The organism is Variovorax sp. GW821-FHT09A10 (genome assembly GCF_059418385.1).
In genome coordinates this window covers 140,392-157,759 of sequence record NZ_JBWKPT010000002.1, presented here as the reverse complement: position 1 = coordinate 157,759, position 17,368 = coordinate 140,392, and the positions used below count along the sequence as shown (strand labels likewise).

Annotated in this window: 19 protein-coding genes; all 19 read right to left on the bottom strand. The window is 64.5% G+C overall.

What is annotated here, in order from left to right:
* Position 1: 1 nt before the first annotated feature.
* The 19 genes from AC07Q9_RS07525 to AC07Q9_RS07435 all read right to left on the bottom strand — a co-directional run bounded on the left by AC07Q9_RS07525 (position 2) and on the right by AC07Q9_RS07435 (position 17,197).
* Positions 2-2,842, bottom strand: coding sequence for a host specificity factor TipJ family phage tail protein (locus AC07Q9_RS07525; RefSeq protein ID WP_495308498.1), 2,841 nt, complete (start codon positions 2,840-2,842; stop codon positions 2-4).
* A complete protein-coding gene (locus AC07Q9_RS07520; RefSeq protein WP_495308495.1) occupies positions 2,839-3,207 on the bottom strand; it encodes a hypothetical protein in 369 nt (122 codons plus the stop codon). The genes AC07Q9_RS07525 and AC07Q9_RS07520 overlap by 4 nt, the downstream gene beginning before the upstream one ends.
* Positions 3,204-3,707 carry a hypothetical protein gene (locus AC07Q9_RS07515; RefSeq protein ID WP_495308493.1) on the bottom strand — a complete coding sequence of 168 codons (504 nt, stop codon included), beginning with the start codon at positions 3,705-3,707 and terminating at the stop codon, positions 3,204-3,206. Before AC07Q9_RS07515 ends, AC07Q9_RS07520 begins: the two co-directional genes overlap by 4 nt.
* On the bottom strand, positions 3,707-4,198 hold the full coding sequence (locus AC07Q9_RS07510; RefSeq protein ID WP_495308491.1) for a hypothetical protein: 492 nt from the start codon (positions 4,196-4,198) through the stop codon (positions 3,707-3,709). The genes AC07Q9_RS07515 and AC07Q9_RS07510 overlap by 1 nt, the downstream gene beginning before the upstream one ends.
* Positions 4,198-6,405: a hypothetical protein gene (locus AC07Q9_RS07505; RefSeq protein WP_495308490.1), complete on the bottom strand. Its 2,208-nt coding sequence runs from the start codon at positions 6,403-6,405 to the stop codon at positions 4,198-4,200. The genes AC07Q9_RS07510 and AC07Q9_RS07505 overlap by 1 nt, the downstream gene beginning before the upstream one ends.
* Before the next feature lies 1 nt (position 6,406).
* Complete coding sequence (locus AC07Q9_RS07500) at positions 6,407-6,679, bottom strand: hypothetical protein (protein WP_495308488.1); 273 nt, start codon at positions 6,677-6,679, stop codon at positions 6,407-6,409.
* 77 nt (positions 6,680-6,756) lie between these two features.
* On the bottom strand, positions 6,757-7,125 hold the full coding sequence (locus tag AC07Q9_RS07495) for a hypothetical protein (RefSeq protein ID WP_495308486.1): 369 nt from the start codon (positions 7,123-7,125) through the stop codon (positions 6,757-6,759).
* A complete protein-coding gene (locus AC07Q9_RS07490) occupies positions 7,125-7,778 on the bottom strand; it encodes a phage tail tube protein (protein WP_495308483.1) in 654 nt (217 codons plus the stop codon). Before AC07Q9_RS07490 ends, AC07Q9_RS07495 begins: the two co-directional genes overlap by 1 nt.
* A 13-nt stretch (positions 7,779-7,791) precedes the next feature.
* Entirely contained in the window at positions 7,792-8,238 is a 447-nt protein-coding gene (locus AC07Q9_RS07485; RefSeq protein WP_495308481.1) for a hypothetical protein, read from the bottom strand.
* Positions 8,239-8,241: 3 nt separating this feature from the next.
* Positions 8,242-8,565 (bottom strand): hypothetical protein, encoded by a 324-nt coding sequence (locus AC07Q9_RS07480; RefSeq protein ID WP_495308479.1) that lies wholly within the window; start codon positions 8,563-8,565, stop codon positions 8,242-8,244.
* 19 nt (positions 8,566-8,584) lie between these two features.
* Positions 8,585-8,956 (bottom strand): capsid cement protein, encoded by a 372-nt coding sequence (locus AC07Q9_RS07475; RefSeq protein WP_495308477.1) that lies wholly within the window; start codon positions 8,954-8,956, stop codon positions 8,585-8,587.
* Between the two features lie 34 nt (positions 8,957-8,990).
* Positions 8,991-11,087 (bottom strand): ClpP-like prohead protease/major capsid protein fusion protein, encoded by a 2,097-nt coding sequence (locus AC07Q9_RS07470; RefSeq protein ID WP_495308475.1) that lies wholly within the window; start codon positions 11,085-11,087, stop codon positions 8,991-8,993.
* A gap of 78 nt (positions 11,088-11,165) precedes the next feature.
* The gene (locus tag AC07Q9_RS07465; protein ID WP_495308473.1) at positions 11,166-12,719 is read right to left on the bottom strand and encodes a phage portal protein; all 1,554 of its coding nucleotides are present in this window, start codon (positions 12,717-12,719) and stop codon (positions 11,166-11,168) included.
* An 8-nt stretch (positions 12,720-12,727) separates the two neighbouring features.
* Positions 12,728-12,952, bottom strand: coding sequence for a DUF6148 family protein (locus AC07Q9_RS07460; protein WP_495308471.1), 225 nt, complete (start codon positions 12,950-12,952; stop codon positions 12,728-12,730).
* A gap of 31 nt (positions 12,953-12,983) precedes the next feature.
* Entirely contained in the window at positions 12,984-13,361 is a 378-nt protein-coding gene (locus AC07Q9_RS07455; RefSeq protein ID WP_495308469.1) for a Mor transcription activator family protein, read from the bottom strand.
* Positions 13,358-15,475, bottom strand: coding sequence for a phage terminase large subunit family protein (locus AC07Q9_RS07450; RefSeq protein WP_495308468.1), 2,118 nt, complete (start codon positions 15,473-15,475; stop codon positions 13,358-13,360). Before AC07Q9_RS07450 ends, AC07Q9_RS07455 begins: the two co-directional genes overlap by 4 nt.
* Complete coding sequence (locus tag AC07Q9_RS07445) at positions 15,472-15,969, bottom strand: terminase small subunit (protein WP_495308467.1); 498 nt, start codon at positions 15,967-15,969, stop codon at positions 15,472-15,474. The genes AC07Q9_RS07450 and AC07Q9_RS07445 overlap by 4 nt, the downstream gene beginning before the upstream one ends.
* A 131-nt stretch (positions 15,970-16,100) precedes the next feature.
* Positions 16,101-16,895 (bottom strand): hypothetical protein, encoded by a 795-nt coding sequence (locus AC07Q9_RS07440; protein ID WP_495308465.1) that lies wholly within the window; start codon positions 16,893-16,895, stop codon positions 16,101-16,103.
* Entirely contained in the window at positions 16,892-17,197 is a 306-nt protein-coding gene (locus AC07Q9_RS07435; protein WP_495308463.1) for a hypothetical protein, read from the bottom strand. Before AC07Q9_RS07435 ends, AC07Q9_RS07440 begins: the two co-directional genes overlap by 4 nt.
* Positions 17,198-17,368: the final 171 nt, after the last annotated feature.

Below are 17,368 nucleotides of genomic sequence, written 5' to 3'. Positions count from 1 at the left end.
GTCAGTTGATGACGGACTCTTTGGGAGGGATCGACTCGTCGTCCATTGCGAAGTAGTCGTCGCTGTAGTTCACAGCTGTGAGGCGGATGTACTCGGGTTCGGACACATCGATCTCCTGTACCAGGAACGCCTGAGCGGAGCGCGTGTCGTCGTTCGCAAAGGAGAAGATGGTCCGAATGCCTGCGCCGGATATCTCGGTGACCAGCGCCTCGCTCGGCACGCTTTGCAGGAGCAAGCGATTGGGATGGCCAGGAATCTCGGTCACGTTGATGCTCTCGACGCTGCCATCCCGGCGCATGAGCACGATGCTGTGATTCAACGAAGGCGTGAACTGCACGTCACAGCTCAACTCCAGCTCGAGTCCCGCCTGGCCGATCACTTCGCCGTCGAAGCTCTTGAATCTCGTGTTGTCTACGATGCCGATGCGCGCGTTGGGCAGCAACGCACGCGCATCGGTGGTAGTCGCCGTTTCGATGGTGATGCGCTGCCCCAGCAGCTTGCGGTACTCGCGGCAAGCGCGCAGCCAGGCCTGCGGGTAGGAGCGAATTCCGGGGATCTCGAACTTCTTAAGCTTCGTGTAGTTGCCGTCGAGAGGCAGCGTGATCGTCTCAGGCTGGCGCGTCTCGGGGTCCTGGTAGATGAACTCCACGCCGTCGTAGTCGGCATCGTTCGCGAAGGTACGCGTGATGGTCTCTGCGTCCGGCTTCTTGTTGCGATGCGTGAAGATGGCTGTAGGTGACGACTGGGCCCGGTCGAACGACAAACGAATCTTCCCGCTCTGCCGGTAGGCAATACAGAAGCCCGCATTGGCGATCATCTGGATCGTCTCTTCGAGGCTCGTGTTGTCCGAATCGAAGGTGTAGTTGAACGTGGGCGCCTCGGGGTGCATCGCATAGGCCAGATCGACCTGTGCAGACATCTGCACCATGTCCAGCTCGGCGAGCGCGCGGTTGCCAATCTTGGGATCGAGCGCCACGGCCGCGATGACGTCGTGGATGAAAGCCGTCGGCATCAACGTGCCGGAAACATGCCGACCCTCTGCGTCGAACTCCCCCGAGAAGCCACTGCCAGTCCACCGAGGGATCAGCCGCGTAGCAATGCAGTTCAACTGCCGGTTTCGCACTGCGGTCGCCCGGGGTGTCGCGCGCGTCACCGTGTGGATGGTGGTCTTGTTGCCGAAATGGACCTTGGACACAGGCGAGACGCTGTAGAGGTCCGCCCACTTGATCTCATCGACCACGGTGCCGTTGAAATGCCAGTTGTAGGGCGTGAAGCGACGCACCCGAACTCTGGCCGGTCCCACCCAAGCAGTGACCCTTTCGAGCGTCTCTCCTATCTCATCGGTGATGGCGCCCGAGAGGTCGCCTGATGCCGACTCGACAACGCCCGTCGGGTTCAGGCTTCCGTCGAGCTGCTCGATCTCCAGGTTGTAGATGACCGATGTTGGAGACCGACCACCGTTGTCGACGTACATGCCTTGCGGGGCCACAACGTTGATCCAAACCTGCGTGCGGTCCGTTGCCGGCAATGTCACCCAGTCGGTCCAGTCGGTGAGGCCGTTGTTGACGACCACCGTGGTCTGGATCCTGGGCTCGAAACCGTAGTCCTCCGGGAACGTGGCACCCGAAAGGACCACGCCACCATTGAGCACGCCAGTGATCGTTCGCGTCCCCGCATAGCCAGGGTGAAGCACCACCCCATCCACATGGATCGTCGGCGGAAAGGGAAAGCCATTCCAATCCACTTGCGAGCCGCTCGTCACCGTTATTTCCGCATCAGACGGCTTTGTAGCGACAGTGAAAGTACCGTTGTTCCCGGCGTCCGGGAAGCCCGAAAACGTCACCTGATCGCCCACCCTCAAGCGCAGGAACAGGATAGGCCCACCCGCAGTGTTGTCGATGTAGCGGTGCTCTCCTGCCACCACCTCGACAATCCCGTTGAGCGAAAAGTACTCGTCGAGCCCAGAGATCGAGATCGTCTGCCCCACCTCCGCGATCGCGTTGAAGTTCGGCTTACCGACGTACTGCAAAACCTGGTCGTTTGAATTGCCCGGGACTTCAATAGGGCCCATCTCGGTCGAGATCGTGCGCGTTGGCCCCGCCTTCGCGAACATGTAGTAGTCCTGCGCCGGCAGCTGCAGCTGGTTCATCGCCTTCAGCGTGATCCCATCGGTCTCCACCGAACGCCGCACGGAGACGATGTCATCGATGATGGGTGGCCCGACCTGCAGCTGGGGCGCGCTGCCGTCGTTGGGACTGTGAAACGGCGGGTACACCGCGGCGCTCGCGCCAGTGATCGTGCCGATGTCGGTCTCACCATCGCGGAGATCCGAAACGTCGTAGTAGCCTCGACCGATGCAGTAATAGCCGTACTCGACCCGCACGTTGGACTGATACTTCACATAGGCCGGCATCAGCGTCGACGGTATGCTCTTCTGAGTGCCGTAGATGTCCTCGACACGTTGCAGCATCCGCACCTGGTTCTCGCGCGCTCCGAGGGCATTGTTCGGGCTCTGCTGGGTGCGGTTAACGTTCGCCGGCATGTTCGGCGACGGCGTCAGGATTGCCTGGGCGACCGTGAGCAGTGCGCTGATCGCCAGGCTTGTGAGCGTTGCCGCGTCGCCGGGGCTCTCGAGCACCACGTACTCTGGGGCGGACGCATTCAACAGTGCGTCCAGATCTCCGGTGATCTCCGACTCCGCGCTGGGCTCCCCTTCAAAGATCTGAGGCACGAGCGCTGGCGCAGGGCCGTAGTGATCCAGGAGCCACTGCGCCAGGCTCTCGACCTCAAACACGAGCGGCCGGCACGGAGCCAGCGGATGCTCGTAGACGCGGACCCTCATGGACGCCCCCAGAACTGCATAACCGGGTAGGTGTCACCAAGGCTGGCCATGTCCTGATAGAGGTTCCCATCCGAAAGCGCATGGAGAACCTTGCCCTCATAGAAGATTCCGCAATGGTGCATACCCAGCGAGCGCGAGCGCCCGAGCAACACGATGGCGAAGTCCGCCGGCGCATCGAACTGCTCGAGGCCGTGCTGGCCTTTGTACATAGCGATGCGGAAGGCGCTGGCGATCGCGCGCAGCGTGTTGTTGATGGTCCGGTACTCGGTGACGTTCTGGCCGAGCTCGCCGGCGTAGACATCGGCTACCAGTGCCCAGCACGGCGGGTTCGGGTATTGCTTTTCCAGGTAATAGTTGACGTTCATACAAAGGCCCTCAGCATGGGAACGTCCTTGGGCGCGTAGATCTCTCCGGTGCGCGTGACGTTGAGCCGCGGCGACACGGCGGACAACGTCGCCATCCCCGCGGTGTAAGTGGCCGTCTCGACCTGCAGGACTGCAGTCGTCTGCACCTCGGTGAGGTCGTCGCTCAGGTACTCGCGGTAGACCGCGTGGACCTTCTCCGTGGTATCGATGGGAATACGGTCCATCTCCTCGCGGAATTCATCCTCGATGTCGACGGTGTCGATCAAGATGTCGAACTTCTGGTCGAGGTTGGCCTCGCTGCCCGCCAGGCGAATCTCAAGGTTCACCGGCAGCACCTCGACCACGCCGTCTTCCGTGGTGATGACGCCTAAGTAGGGCTCACGCCAGAGGCGCCACACCTTCGACATGGCGCTGTGGCTCAATTCGACGGTGGCAATGGCGTGCTTGTCCGCAGGAGCGGAGGCCAAGAAGACACGCAGGCGGGCTTCGAGGTCGTCCATCAAAAGTCCAGTGCATCGGTATCGACGAGCGCGAACTGCGCCAGGCGATCAAGCAGATCGCTCAAGTTGTCGCCGACGTTGTTCCACAGGTCGACCATGTTTTGTGCGTCGGCGGCCGTCATGTCGTGCACGCGGCTTACAGCCGAGACAACGAACGACACGGACATGAGAGGGCCGCTCACCGGCACCGCTGCATAGGTGTCGGGCACGACAGTGCAGACGTGTGCCTGCGGGCCGAAGCCGCTGTTGAGCGCCATGTCGAAGGGGATGGTGCCCAGCTTGACGATGTGGAAGAACCACGCCGTCCAGACGCTGAACTCGTCAGGGCCCATGATCATCGTCACCTGAAACGGCTGCGGCCCGCGTGCGTACTCGAGGGCCGCGCGCGGAGAGCCGCCTGCCACAGCAGTCGCACGCGCGCCCATTGGCGCACCGATGCTGTAACCCTGGATCTGCGGCGCGAAGCCGTCCGGCATGACGGGACGCGGCATCAGCGCCTCCGTTGCACGGCAAGGTTGCGCGACATGCTCTTGCTCACCCGGCTGTTCGGGTTGTTGAACTGCGCAGCGATCTGGTCCATCTGCCGCAGAGTCAGCACATCGCCAGAGGGCGTCTTGTCGACGCTCGCGAAGTCGACGCGGCCAGAGGTCAAGTTGTTGACCGTGAGTCCCTTACCGCCCAGCTCGTGGTTCGGGATGATGGTGCCGTCGCTCTTGGGCACGAACACCTCCTGACCGCGCTCGCCCACCAGGTAGGCACGGCCGGCGGCGACGGGGCCACCGTCGGCGCGAGCACCGGCAAGACCAGTGATGAAGGTCCCAAGGACATCAACGCCGCCGGATGTGGCACCGGCACCGCCGGACTTGGGATTGAGGAACGTGCCGAAGCTCTTGAGGAGTTGCCCGAAGAGGCCATCGCCTTTTCCGCCGTCGATCAGGTCGCCGAACATGGCACGCGAGAGGTTCGCAGCCGCGGCCTGGACGGCCATGTTCCGAAGCATCTTCAGAAATTTCGTGCCGACCTCATCGAAGTTTCCGTCGAGGATGTCCACCAGGCCCTGCCCGATCGAATCTTGGATGTTCTGCGCGGCCTGCTTCGAGAATTCATCCGATTGATTCGCGAGATCGCGCAGCTTCTTCTCGGCATCAGTGAACTCTTGCCCTTCCTTGCTGATGCTGCGTGCGTAGGTTTCCGAACTGATCAAGCCCTGCGTGCGCAGGTCGTTGAGGTGTGCGACGGCCGCGTTGTAAGCCTGGAGCGGCGTGAGGGACGCCTCGTAGACCTGCTTTGCCTGGTCCTGCAGCGCGAACAGGCGTTGCTGATCCTTCTCGCGGTCTTTCGTCGCGGTCTTCTCGAGCTCTTCACGCTCCTTGACAATGTCGATCTCGGCGGCAGTTCGCAGAATCGTCTGTTTCTGCGCCTCTGTCACTTCGCCGCCGGAGGCGCGGATCCGCTGGATCTCGGCCAGCGCGGTCTCGACCTGGCTCAGCTCCTTGACTTTCTCCGTCTGCTTGGTGAGGCTGTCGATGTAGCGCTTGGCCGCGGCCTCCTGGTCCTTCTCCTTGCTGCTGGCGCCGCCGCCACCAGTGGCAACAGGAGCGGGTGGCTTGCCGGGCGCAGTCGGCGTGAAGCCACGGTCTTCCTTGCGCTTTTGAGGGTCCCCCATTGGGTCGGCGAGATTCGCCAGGCGCTTGAGTTCGGCGCTTGATGCGGCGGCGATCCGCTGCTGCTCTTCGATCTTCGAGCGGACGGTGGCCTGGCGCCGCTGCGCCATCTCGTTCGTCGGGTCTCGTTGGAGTTGGAGCTCGACACCGTTCATGACACCCTGCAGTCGGGCCATCTCGCCCGTGGCATCACGTGCACGGGCTTGCGCTTTCCCGATTTCATCGGTTCCCAGCGTCCTCGCGAAACCGCCGCCGATGGCGATCAACACCGCGTTGAGCAACCCGGCTTCTTTCTTCGCCTCGAGGATCTGGCTGGTGAGGCTCACCAAGGATTTCAGAAGCGGACCTCCCACCGAGATCGCAGCCGCCTCGGAAGACAGGCGCAGCTTGGTTAGGTTGTCGTTGAAGTCCGCGGCATCCTTGGCGAGGGCGCCACCGTAGATGGCCCCCAGCTGCTCCGCCTCTATGCGCAGCTTCTCGATGCCCTCGCGGCCCTGGTTCAGGAACGGAATCATCTCCGCGCCGCTCTTGCCAAACACCCGCTGGGCGAGTGCCGACTTCTCCACGCCATCTTCATAGCCAGAGAAGCGATCGGCCAAATCACCGAGCACCGCCTCGCTGGAGCGCATCGTGCCGTCGCTGTTCCGGATTTCGACGTTCAACGCCTTGAACGTGGCGATCGCCTCCTTGTTTCCGCCGGCGGCTTCGACCATGAGCTTGCTGAGCCGGCCCACACCGCCCGCAAGGGCCTCGAACGGCGTTCCGACAGCCTCACCCACGTAACGCAGTTCGCTGAGCTTCTCGACGCTGATGCCGGTCTTCTCCTGCAGGTCGTCGAGACGATCAAGGGTGTCGATCAGGCCCTTGCCGCCCACCAGCGCGAGGGCGCCAGTGATCGCACCGCCCAAACTCGCGACGCTAGTCTTGACCGTGCCGATCTGATTCTTGAGGCCATCGAAGCTGCGACTCGCGCTCGCGAACATCGCCTTCGTGGCATCGGTGCCGGCGAGGATGACTTCTGCTCTGGTCACCATGTCACGCGCCCCCGCGACGACGGGCGTTCATCGCCCTGACCTGCTGCACCACGTTGACGCGTCGTGCCGCGGCCGCGACGGCTGGCACTGGTGGTGGCTGCCATGGATCCGCGCCGAGGAAATGCGCCGCAGACCAAGGCTTTCCATCTCTGCGGGTGCTGGCGCCCTGCAGGACGGCCGCCAGCAGCGCTGCATGCTGCATGCGGCGCGACTCCGGATTCAAGCCTTCGTTCTCGTACATCGACTGCCATTGCGCAAACTCCAGCGCGCTCATGCGCCGCCCCAACTCTTCGACCGTGCACCCCAGATCCCGCGCCAGCACAAAGGCGAAACGCAGCGCAGGCTGGGCCGCTAGTTTTTTCGGACGTCCTCGGTGATGCGGCCGCACACCCGCAGTGCGATCTCGAACAGGCGAAAGGTCGTGGCGCGGTACGCACCGCCGAACACGTCCCACTGCTCGAGCGACAAGATCGGTTCGCCCTCGTCGTCGACCACGCAAGCGTGGAGCGTGCGAGGTACGACCAGCTTTCCGGCACGAGTGCGGGCTTCTTCATCGGTCTCGCCCTCCTGTGGCACTTTGGCCTTGTCGTTGATCTCGTCCAGCTCCATGCACTTCGACAGCAGCAGGCCGCGGACGATGACGTCGCCGCCCAGCTCCGGCACTGGCTCGACCTGCTGCGGCAGCTTCTGCTCGGGAACCTGGCTGCGGTTCAGAACCATCACGCGCCCCCGGCGTAGGCCTGCAGCCACCCTCGCACGTCGATGCTGACGGGCGTGGTCACTGCGGCGCCGGCCGCGCCGGCAGGCGCCAGGTTCACGCTCGGCTGCCCGGCGAAAAGCACTGTCGTGCCGTCGAGGAAGACGAAGCGCGTCGCAAGGACACGGCCCTTGCGCGAGGCAGCCTGGAGGGCGAGGAGCGCAGGATCGGCGACGTCCCAGAGAGAACCGAAGCCGTACACAAGCGGCGACTCGGCGCCCGCACGATTGAAGCCGCGCTTCATGTGGATGGTCTGGATCGCCACCTTGGCCGCTTCGCCGCCGCTCGGCGTGACATCGGTGAAGGTGGCGGCGCTGACGCCGAAGGTGATCTTGCTGGCCGTGCCCGAGATGAACGCGCCGTTGAAATCCAGGGTGTCGATGCCGTCGAGCACAAACGAGACGTCTGCCACCACCGCGCCGACGCGCACCACCGCGTAGTCCAAGTCATTGAACCCCTTCACGCGCAGAAGCACGACGTCGTCCGGCTCCAGGTCATGGTTGGCCGCGAGCGCGATGGCGGGATTGGCTTTCGAAATGGCGGTGATGGCGATCGGCGTGGCCAGTGCCGACTGCACGTCGACCTGCACTTCGGACCAGATTTGATAGTCGGACATGGGTGTGCTCCAGTTAAAGGGCGGTGTCCGGCGCGCCGCGCCGGGTTGTGTAGGTGAGCTGCCAGGTCTGCTCACGGGCAGCCAGCGCGCGATCGCCCTCGCCGCTCAGCACCATTCGCGACGCAACGATGCGAGCACGGCCAGGCTTGGGAATTGCGAAGGTCGGCACGCCGAGTACTTTCTCGACCTCGAGGCCGAGCGCACGAGCGCGGCGGCCGTACTCGCTGGCATGGGAAACCACGGACGTCACCAGGACGGAATAAGTGCGCAACTCGCCACCGCCGATCGTCAGCACATCGACCTGCTCGCCGGCTGGTGCTTCTTCGATCAGCAGCGCCGGAATCTCGGTCGGCTCGAGCGGGTCGACGCGGTCCGAGAACACGTTGGTGCCGGCCGCTGTGGCGGCGGCCTTGAGTGCCGCCTCGATGCCGTCGATGATCTGTTGCTGTACGTGGGCCATGGCTCAGGGCGTGCGCAACGCGTAGACGATGAAGCCGGCTCCATCCTTGTCGGACCCTGCTACCTCGAATTCCTCGACCGCGAGGGTGGCCGGATTCAGCAGTGAGACGCGCGTGCCGCGTGGCAGCTCAGGCCAGTCCGCAAGGGATGCGGTCAAGCGCGGCTGCGTGGCCTGCACGAACCCGTCGAGCTCGGCCGCGCCGACATCCTCGAACATCCCTTCGAACGAAGGAATGGCAGACGGGGCCACCGTCACGATCCGATTCGACAGATACGTGACGACAGCCGCGTTCACGCGGGCTTCGAGGGCGGCGAAGGCAGCGGCCATGGCAGCGTCTGCGCGGCGATCAGGCTGCCAGCGTGCCCGGCACGCCGGTCAGGCGGACCAGGGCTGTGGTGGCACCGTTGCCGGCCGCCGCAAAAGCGACCGATGCAGCACCGGTCACATCGCCCGCGGCAGGGACAGCCAGGTTGTCGTCAAAGGCCCCAGCCGACGCATCCCAGGTCAGAGACTCGCCCTGCGCAATGACGGCGCCGGCAACCTTGGGCAGCCGGTGCACGCCGTCGATGCTGACGGAGCCAGTGGCACCGATGGCGATGTTCACGAGTGCGACACCGAGCAGTTGCCCGATGCGCACCACGGCGCCGCTGGCGATGGCTGCACCGGTGGCGTTGGTGTAGTCGATGACGTGGCCCGGTTGGACGTACGTGGTGGTCATGGTGATGTCCTTGTGTGGAAGTTCTCAGCGGCGATCAGCCGGCGTTGCGCAGTGCGCCGCGGAAGTCGATCCCGGCCACGCCGTAGTCGAGCCGGACCTTCCAGCGGGCGCCATCGGTATCGAAGGCGTTCTGCAACTCCAGGTAGGGCACGTCGTTGCCGTCGAGGAAGGCAACTTCGAGCACCGGCGCCACGTTCGGGTCGGCGAAGAAGTACCAGGGCGTCCCGGTCAGGCGCGGGGTGCCGACGATGGTGCGCACCAAGCCGCGGGCGATGTTGTCGCGCTGCAGCTTGTTCGCCGCGTCCGGGTCGTAGGTGCTGTTGTTGACCACCTTGGCTTGGCCGACAAGGCTGTTCGGGCCAAGCCAGACATCGGGCTGCAGATCGAGGAACTCGTTGCCGGACACGTCTTTCTGTGCGCCCAGCTGCACGCGAGCCGCTTCGAAGTTGACGACGGTCGGCGCACCGACGGTCGTGGCGATGTTGCCGTGGTCGGCGTGGAACAGAGTCTTGCCATCGTCGAGCAACGGGCCCAGGCCTGCGTTCAGTGCCAAGGCAGCGTAGACGTCGGCTTCGATGGTGCGCTTGGCCGCGCGGCCCAGGCTGAGTGCCAGGCCGGTGAAGGCGCCGAGGTCATCATCGATGATGGTCTCGCGACTGATGTTGATGATGTTGCCCTTGGTGATGGCGGAAATGGTTCCGCGCTCGCCATCGGGGATGGTCTTGTTCTTGTACTCGCCGAGCTCGTTCTTGAGCTCGAGGTTGCTCAGGCTGCCCACGCGATAGCGCTTGTGCGGCCGGAAGTCGCTGACCGAGCCACGGTGGCAGAAGAGCGACCAGGTATCGGCCTGGATCGCATACGCGCCCAGCAGCGTCTTGTGGAGCACGTTCTCCAGCAGCACGGGGAAGTCGCTGGTCGACTGCGTGAAGGCCGCGGCGACGAGCGCACGCTGATCCATGCCGTCGACGCGCTGGCCGGCCTGGATCAGGCAGGCCTCGGCGATCGCGAGCAGCTTCCGACCGCGCATCGGGTTGGAGGAATCGGCGCGCACCGGGCCGTTCTTGTCGATCGCGATGGCGCCGCGTGCGAGGATGGCTTGGGTTGCGGCTGCGCGGAACTTGTCGCGTTCGTCTTCCACCGTGACGACGTGGCCGCCTGCGACGGGCGACATCGTGCGGCCGATGTGGGCGAGCAGCTGCGTGCCAGCGGCTTCGGGCGTGACGCTGTGATCGTCCTCGCACGCGGTTTGCAGCGCGGGCACACCGGCCACGGTCGCGTGGTTGGCAAACATGGCGCGGATGCTTTCCCGGCGCGCCTTGTCGGCGGCAAGGATCGCGGCAGCCGACGGCGCGACTGCCGGGGTGAGCGCCGCGGCGGCAGCGGGAGTGGCGGGGTTCGGGGTGGCCGCCGGGGTGGTGATTGCGGGCATAGAAGGCTCCGTAGGAACTGCGGCGGCTGCCGCGGGAATGCCCGCCACGCGCGAGAGAGACGCGGGCAGCGAGCGATAACGGTTGACAGGAAGGTCTCTCGCCGAAGCGGAGACTGGGATGGCGTCGGTGATGCCGTCGATGAGCTTGGCTTCGAGCGCTTCGGCGGCCGTGTAGAAGTGGTCCTTGCCGTCCAGCAGCAGCGCGAGCATTGCGGGCTGGTCGCCTGTGCGAAGTGCGTAGCTGGTGGACATGGCCGCGGCCCAGGTGTCGAGCTGGTCGGCCATCTCGCGGAGTTCCACGCTGTTCCCGGCCACATACGACCAAGGCGCATGGAGCATAAGCACGGCGTTCTCCGCCATGTGCACCGTGTCACCGCCCATCGCGATCAAGCTCGCGATCGAGAGGGCCATGCTGTCCACCTCGGTGGTGATGTGAGCCTTGTGGCGGCGCATCGCATTGAAGATGGCCAAGCCGTCCGGCACGCTGCCGCCGAGGCTGGCAATGCGTACCGTGATCTGTTCAACGTCCAGTTCGTCGAGCTCGCGCACGAACGAGGCGGCGCTCACCGTCTCCTCCCACCAGCTTTCGCCGATGTCGCCGTAGATCAGGATCTCGGCCGAAGATGCAGCGCCCATGGCAGCGGCGGCGACTGCTGTGCGGCGGCGGACTGCATACCAAGCGGGAGATTGTTTGTTGCTCATGGACTGAGGGCCCTCGTTAGAGAGCCCTCAGTGTCGAAAGAAGCTTGTCTACTTTTAAGGGGTAAAAGTAGACTTTCTTCAGCCGCCTGCTGCGGGGCGCGGCAGATCGTCCTGGTTGTTCTGCGGCTCCTGCATGCCGGGTGCCCCACCGCCGATGTTTGCCGCATTGCTCGTAAAGATGAGCCCGCGCTTCGCAGTCTCGTTCCGAAACTCGGTGACTTGCTCGAGAAGATCGCGCGGGTTGTTGCCGCCGGCGCGAATCGCTTGAGCCTCGCTTGCGAAACCGGCTTGCGTGCGCTTCTCCCAGGCCAGGGCTTCCTTAAGTGGGTCGATCCATGGCATCGACTGGCCGAGATAGAGAGCATCGGCTGCGGTGCCTGGCTTCACGTCCGTCGGCGTACGCACGACACCGCTCATATGAGCGACCTCCACAAAGCGCTCCCAGTTGGGCTGCACGTACATACCCACGAACTCGTCGGCCAGCACCGCGTAGTGCACCCACTGCTCGACCAGCTCCTGCCGCTGGGCACTGTACGTGCCATCGTAGTTTCGGCTGACGCTGGAATAGCTGGCGCCGATGCCGGCGGCAAATGCCTTGAGCTGGCCCGCGCGCCATCCGACGAGATTGGGGTTCGGGCGACTGCCATCGATCAACCCGATTTCCTCGCCCACCAGCAGGCTGTCGATCACCATGCCCGGTTGCATGCGCAGATCGCGCGGGATCGCGTTGCCATTGGCGTCCAGGTTGGTCGCGCCCTCATAGCCCTCAGGGCTCGTGCGCTTGACGTAGGCCGTCATCGAAGCCGCAACCTTGGCCGCAATGCGCTCAGACTCCTCGTAGTCCTTCAGGTCTTCGATGCGCGTGAGAACGCTGGCGAACTCCGACACGCCGCGCAGCTGATGCAAGCGATCCCAGGTGGCGACCTGGAGCATGCGCTCGGCGGGAACGGACTTCAGGTCGGCTTGCGAAAGCCAGCTGCCGCCCTCCCGAGGGTCATTGCGAAATACATTGAACGCCACCGGCTGGCCCCACGCATTGGTCTGGATGCCCTGCGTGATGCGCTTGCCCGGATCGTTGTAGTCCATGGGCACGAAGTCGGGCTCGAAGAGCTCGAGCGAGAACGGCACGGCGCTTCCGTGCTTCAGGTACGGCACATCACCATAGACCTGCTGAGCGAACCCTTCGCCGTCGCGGAACCAGGTGTAGGCCATGAGGCGCTGCGAGAGCGACTCCGTGTAGCGCCGTGTCACCTCTGGGCGCCGGCAGTGTTTCTTGTGCGCGGCACTCAGTTCTTCCGCGTAGGCCGTGTGAATGGTTCCATCCAGCCGGCGGGGCTGTGGCTCCACGCCAATGCCCGTCGCACCGATGGTGCTGTTGACCAGCACACGCAATGCGCCGCGGAACAGATCGTGATTGCGTTCGAGGAATCGAGCCTGCGCACGCAAAGCCACCGCCCCCTGCTGGACCAGCGCATTCGGCGCCTTGTTGTCGCCGCGCCTGCGACGGCCGGTGCTGGGCTTCGCTGCCTCGTAGTGCGCCAGCACCGTCTTGGCCTGCGCCCGACGAAGACGCTCGGCTGGGTCCGTGAGATAGACCCAGAAATCGAACACGCTCATGGAGGTATCGCGCATTGGTTGCCTCACTCGCAGTCGAAACGGGCGACGCTGTAGCGCAATCCGCCAATCGTGGGAGCGGCCGGCGCTGTCTCGCCAGCGACGCGAGCCTCCCATTCGTGACGCCCTTTGCGGATCTCCGCGAGGTTTTCCATGGATAGGGTCCGCCCGCCGAAGGAGACGGACTTCCCCCCCAGCACGGCGGCTTCAGCGGCCACGTACTTGGCCAACATGTCGGTTGCAGTAGTCATGTGCCTGACCCTATTCGGTTGGTTGTCTAATTTAAAGAGAGGAAATTGGACTTTTCGCGGACGACACGCCGATCTGCGGTTGCGCGTGCTGTTGCTTCCCGACGATCTGATAGATGCGCGGCCGGCTGAGTCCGTACTTGGCCATGATTTCGTCGATGTTGGATCCGATGAATTCACGTCGGATCGCCGCGTTCCGCTGCGACTTGTCCGGCGCGGGAATCCACAGGCTCTGTCCGCCATTTCGACGGCGAAGGCCACGCACAAGCGCCTGCGCGACGATCGTCGCGAGACTCTCGTGCATGCCGATCTCTTCGCGCACGATCGCGATGAAGTCGTGCTCGAGCTGGACGGCAGCATCGTCGGCCTGGGCGGGGGTCAGATCGAACTGAGGTGTGTTGGCGTGTGTCATAGACGGCTACTCCATTCGTCGGAGGCAAAGGAACTAGGGGGTGGGGGTGGCGGACGAGGGCGCGCCGGAGGCGGTGCGGGTGCGACCAGTGCAGGGACTGCAACTGCCTCGGGCACGGGCGGTGCAGGCCGTGCAGACGTATGCACGACCTGGCTGGGCTCTTCTTCGTCATCGATCAGCGGCGCCTGGCGCACTTTGAGCTCGGCGTAGTCCCATTGCTGCGCCTTGCGCAGGTGGAGACGCAGCGCACGCGAGAGCCACAGGGCGTACACGGTGCAGTCGAGCACTTCGTTGCGGCGATCGGTGCGAGCCTTCCACTCGCGACGCGCCTTGTTCCGTCGGCCCGGAATCTTGATTTCGCTGAGCAGCTGCTCATAGAAGTCATCGCGGACACCTTCGTACCAGTGCATGCGGGCGGGCCCGTCGCCTTCAAGACGGACTCGGCCGGCCTGCTCAGACCAGCCGAGGATCAGGTCCTTGGCCTTTGCCGTGCCTACCTGATGGGACTTGACGCCGGCACGAGAGGCCTTCGTCGACCTCGCGTTCGGATCGACCGCCTTTGGTGGCGTCCAGATCTCGACCTTGCCGACGTTGTCCGCAGCACCTTTGACGGCATAGACGGGCCGCTCCGGACGATTGTGTTTGCGCACGAAGGCATAAACGGCTTCGCTGGTCTGCCCGTCCGACGAGTCCACCGCTACGGCGGCGATCGCCAGGCCAGCTCCGGATGCATGCCGAACGCGGAGGGACATGGCAGCTTCGAGCTCGAGCCACGCGCCAGCGTGGCTCACGACGGTCTGCCCATGGAACTCGCCCCAGAATGCCAGCCACATTTCCTCGCCGCGGCCGACGACCCAAACTGTGACAGCCAAGCGGTCGTGCTGCACGTCGACAGTCATCAGCGGCACCAGGCCGCCGGCCGGACACGTCCACTCCAGATACTTCTCCGCGCGCTCGCGCAGCGTGTCTTCCTCGGGCAGCTCGCCGCGGTACTCCCACGGCAGGCCGCGCGTGCTGTTCCAGAACGCGATCATGTCGAGCGGATCGCCCTTGTCCAGGTTGCACTTGGCTTCGAGATACTTGCGGGCGAGCACGGGAACGCGGGAACCATCGAAGGTACTCAGCAGTTCATTGAGGTAGTAGCCGCGGACGGCGCTGACGGCCGTGGCCACCCAGCCGCCGCCGTCTCGCTCCGCGCGCCTCAGATTGGCGATGCGCTGATCGTCGGTCCACATCGCGCCGCAGTGCGGACAGGCGTAGAACGCGAGGTCTGGCTGATGGTGCCCGTAGACCTCGTGGGGCGCGGCTTCGAGATCTTCCGGGATGGTCACGTGCTCCCAGTCGGGAACGTGCGTTTCGCCGCAGTCGTGACACGGGACGTGGAAGTAGCGCTTGTCGGACTTGCGCATTTCGTCTTCCACCGCGCTGGCATTCTTTGCCGTCGGCGTGCCGCCGATCAGGATCAGATGCCGAGGATCGGTCTTGACGCGCTCCTCGAGCAGCTTTATCGAGTTGCCCTGCCCCCGCACGTCGCTGGCTGCATCGTCAGGTTCCTCGACGATGACAACTCGGGCGCTCGTGGACTTCACGTCGCTCGGGCTGTTCGTGCCCACCAGCTTTATCAGTCCGCCCTCGAAGCGCTTGCGCAGCGTGCTGTTGCCCTGGGCCCGGCTCTTGAGCGTGATGCGCTTGGCCAGGACTGGCGTGCTGCTGATCATCGGATCCAGCTTCTCCGTCGCAAAATCCTTGGCTGCCTGCGTTCTGGGGAACGCGGCGACGATCACGCTGGGCCGGTAGTGGATGTGGTAGCCGATGACGTTGCAGACGATGCCAGCGGTGTAGCCGACCTGGGCGGACTTCTGCACGACGATCTTGCGTGTCGCCGGGTCATTGGCGATCTCCGCGATCTCGCGCAGCGCCGGCGAGATGCCCCACGAGAATCGGCCCTTGATGGCGGATTCTTCATTGCTAAGGATCCGATAGCGCACGCTCCATTGCGCGGGTGAAATATCCGGCGGCCTTTTCAGGCGACGCCACACCTTCGCGTGCGTCACGCGCAGCGCCCTTCGCGCGCGCTCCGCGTGCGACAGGCTGAGTACAGGCTCGAAGCTCAATCGACCTCGCCTTCGTCGGCTTCGGGATCCTCGATCTCGTCGTCGACCTCCTGCGCCCGCCAGTTCGAAAGCCGCAGTAGAAACTCATCGAAGGTGGCGACGAGCAGCGCCTCGACGTCCGGCTTCGACAGGCCGATCATCAGCGACGAGATTCGCATTGGCTCGCCCACCAGGAACTCGCGCGCGCTCAGCACGGCACTGGCCCACAGCGGCTCGACCTCTCCCGCGGGGATAAGTGCGCGGCTCTCGCGCAGCATGTCTTGTTCGAGCTTGTCACCCTGCAGCCGCGCGAGCCGATCCTTCGGCGACTCGGCCCGCACCTTGCGCACTTCGCGCTCCACGAGCCAGGTGATGCAGGCGGTCGCGTCGTATTCACTGGCCACGCCAGGGCCGCCCTGTACCGCCACCGGGAATCCGACCACCTGCCACTCGGTGATGGTCTTCGGAGCCACGCCAAACATGGCGGCGATCTGCTCCTGGCCTTTGATGATCATCCTTACTTACCTCGTAGAAACAGCCAGAACTAGCGAAAAGACGGGCCTCGAATTACCCGTACTACGGCTTTTCCGGGAGGACCCGTTGCCGGGGGGGTGGGCCGCCCCACCTTGGTGCGTCAGGCCCAGGGTCATCGCGCACCTCCTGCAGGCCGTGCCGTGCGCAGGGCCTGGGCCAGGGCTGCGCTGATATGGCCCGGGAAGGCACGCTGCACCGTTGCCTCTGCCACCTCGGTGAACCGCCAGCGAGGGCGGTAGGTGGCGCGAGAGACGAAGAGCAGGACAGGCGATACCTTCGAGCCCATCACGGCGTCGGGCTTGCGCACCCACACACCGCGGGGCAGCGTCTGCGCCATGCGTCCCTTGCTCCACGAGTGCCGGCCGTAGGGATGCGTGCCGGGCCCAGTGCTCACGAAGTAGATCGCGCCTGCTCTCTTGGCCTTGCTCCGCTTGCTGCTGCTCGCATTGGCTGTGGAGCCCGCCAGGTTGAAGGCCTGCAGCTGGCTCAGGATCTTGACGATCTGGCCGCGGCCCATGTTGCCGTACCCGTCCAGCTTGGCGGCTGCCCCTGGCACTGCACGCTCGCTGCTGCGCATCAGCCCACGCTGCACGAGCAGCTGCTCGAAGCGCTTGAGCGGTCGGTTACCGCCGTTGATCTGCGGCAGCAGGTAGTGATCCGGGCGCTCGGTGTCCTTGACCCATACACGTGCCTCGAGCTTCTGCTTGGTCGCAGGCTGAAGGAAAAGCGAGTTGAGCGTGTATCGCGTGGGCCGGTCGAACACCGAGGTGATCTCGGCCTTCTCCGCCACACGCACATCCTGGCCGGTGCGTGTCAGTGCGAGGGCCAAGGCAAATGGCATCTGCGCCTGCTGCTCGGCCAGCGCGCGTTTGACCTCGGGGAAGTTGTCGCGAACGTCGATCTTCATGCCGGACCTCCTGATACAGGCGTCTGCACAGCAGCGGGCTGCAACATGAACACGGCGAACGTGCAGCCGTTCAGCAACGCGTACTGCTGTGCCTGGGCAGCCGGGTGATCGGCCGGGAACGGCGTGCCGACGACGTGCCCCCGCTCCATCGCGTAGAAGAAGCCGGGCTGCTTGTCGATCGTTGCGCGGCGCAGGCAGTCGTCGACGTGCGCCCTGCCCCACTCGAGTCGCTTCTGGCCGATCCAATCGGCCGTGTCCGGCATCGTGCTGCGCATGTCGACCTTCGGTGCTGGCTGGTTCATGGTGCTTTCCTCTCGATGACGGTCGGTGCTGGACGTGAGGTGGACGGCGCAAACCCGCATGGCTGCTCATTCCGTCCATCCGTCCAACCCGACCAAGGTGTGTGGGTGAGCTGCGCCCGCGTACGCGCGCAGACACGCGCTCGCCTGTCTGCGCGCCTGCGCCTGTGTGTG